The following is a 1,768-nucleotide window of genomic DNA, read 5'->3' as shown; positions in this document are numbered from 1 at the left end:
CCTGACTTGGCTCATTTGCTTAGTGCGTGAGTTTTGGGCTCCGGATGGCATCGAGAATGGCGTGCTGATCGGTGCCGATGTCGGGGGCGAATGTCTGGGTGGTGCCGTTGATGGTGATGGTCGCTGAGCGCAGGGGCCGGAGTTGTCGGATGACATTGCGTACCGCGAGGCCTGTCCTGTTCTGGACGGCCCGGGAGACGGCAAGCGCTGTGAACACGATGGTCAGGTGGGCTTCGATCGCGTCGCGTGTGCGGTGGAACATGGGCCTGGCGCGCAGGTCTGTTTTGCTCATTCTGAAGGACTGCTCGACGTGCCACAGGTCGTGGTAGGAGCCGATGACTTCCCCAGCGGTCATGATGTTCGCGGGGATATTTGTCACGTACCCTTTCAGGCCGGCCAGTTGCCGCGCACGCGTTAGTGACGCCTCGTCGAGACTCCGCGCCCCGCCGGAGGTCTTGACGAACCTTGGGGTCCGGGCCGCTTTCTGGCCCTCGATGACCCCGCGGGCGCGGTTTTCCTGGGCCGTGAGCGTCTTGTTGTCATGAACAGCTCGCTTGCGGGAGTAGGCCCACACGGCACGCCAGGAGCCCGGGTGCTGCTCTGGATCCCAGACGGGTTCGGCGCGCAGGTCGGAGTTGTTCTCGTTCTTGTGGCCTGTCCTGGGGGTGATGGTATCGATCAGCTGCCCGTCGGTGAACGCGTCGCCGTGCCAGCGAAAATGCGAGGCCAGGTCGTTCGGCGCCTTGGTCATTCGGGAGCCGACGATGAACCGCAGGTTCGCCTCGTCCAACTCGCGCAGGTTCCCCGCTGAGAGCATGCCGGCGTCGGCGACGACAACCATATCGGCCAGGCCGTGGCGGGCCTGGAACTGCTTGATAATCGGGATCATGGTTGCTGTCTCGGCCTTGTTGCCTTCGAAGCAGCCGATCTCCAGCGGGAACCCGCCGCGGTCCACGAGCAGGCCGACCACGATCTGAGGATCGACCCGGCGTTCCTTGGAATAGCCGACCTTGCGCAGCTCGTCTTCCTTCTCCGCCTCGAAATACAGCGTGGTGACGTCATACAGCACCAGGGAAACATCCCCGCTGGTACTGGCATGCTCGAAACACCAGGTCGCAACCTGATCCCGGTATTTGCCTGCAGCGGCGCGGGCGAGGGTGCGTTTCATGGTCGCGTAGCTGGCAGGGGCCTGGCCGAGGTCCCGCAGGACCCTGCCAGCATCCAGCAGTGAGGTCGGTTCGACGACCCGGGCGATCACCAAGTCCCGGAACACCTCGTCGCCGAGGCCGTCGAATCCCAGCGCAGTGAAGACGCTGGCCAACGCATCGAACAGGACGCGCGAGTCCGTGCCGACCACGCGGGCAGGGCCGGTGCGCCCAGCTGGTGCTGCAGTGCCGGGAATGTCGAACAGGCCCGGATTGCCGGCCGGAGCGACCAACCCCAGCGCCGGAGGCGTGGGCTCAACACCGAGTTCCAGGACGCCCTGCGCAGGGTTCTCCAGCAGCTCGCGGGCACGTGCCAGCAGCACACCGAGCTCGGCCTCCGTATGCGCTGAGCCAACGTGCTCAACGATGCGCTGGCGGCCCCTCACATACTCCGCGATCTGCACCCCGGTCGCGCCCGAGGCCGTCCGCACCCTCCTGATGAATGCCACACGGCGACACTAGAACAAAACCCATTAGTGCGTGAAAAACCGCCCACCCGCGAACATCACCGCAGGTCAGCGGCTTGCGCTCCCGCGAAACGGCAGCACGTGAGCCAACTCAGG

General features: G+C 65.0%; 1 protein-coding gene. It reads right to left on the bottom strand.

Annotated elements, in window-relative coordinates; translation table 11 throughout:
• Positions 1 to 19: 19 nt before the first annotated feature.
• Positions 20 to 1,654 carry an IS1634 family transposase gene (locus HTS88_RS21915; protein ID WP_174182298.1) on the bottom strand — a complete coding sequence of 545 codons (1,635 nt, stop codon included), beginning with the start codon at positions 1,652 to 1,654 and terminating at the stop codon, positions 20 to 22.
• Positions 1,655 to 1,768: the final 114 nt, after the last annotated feature.

Origin of the sequence: Pseudarthrobacter oxydans, assembly GCF_013314975.1 — a bacterium.
Lineage (GTDB): Bacteria > Actinomycetota > Actinomycetes > Actinomycetales > Micrococcaceae > Arthrobacter > Arthrobacter oxydans.
This window is presented reverse-complemented; position numbering and strand designations above follow the sequence as displayed.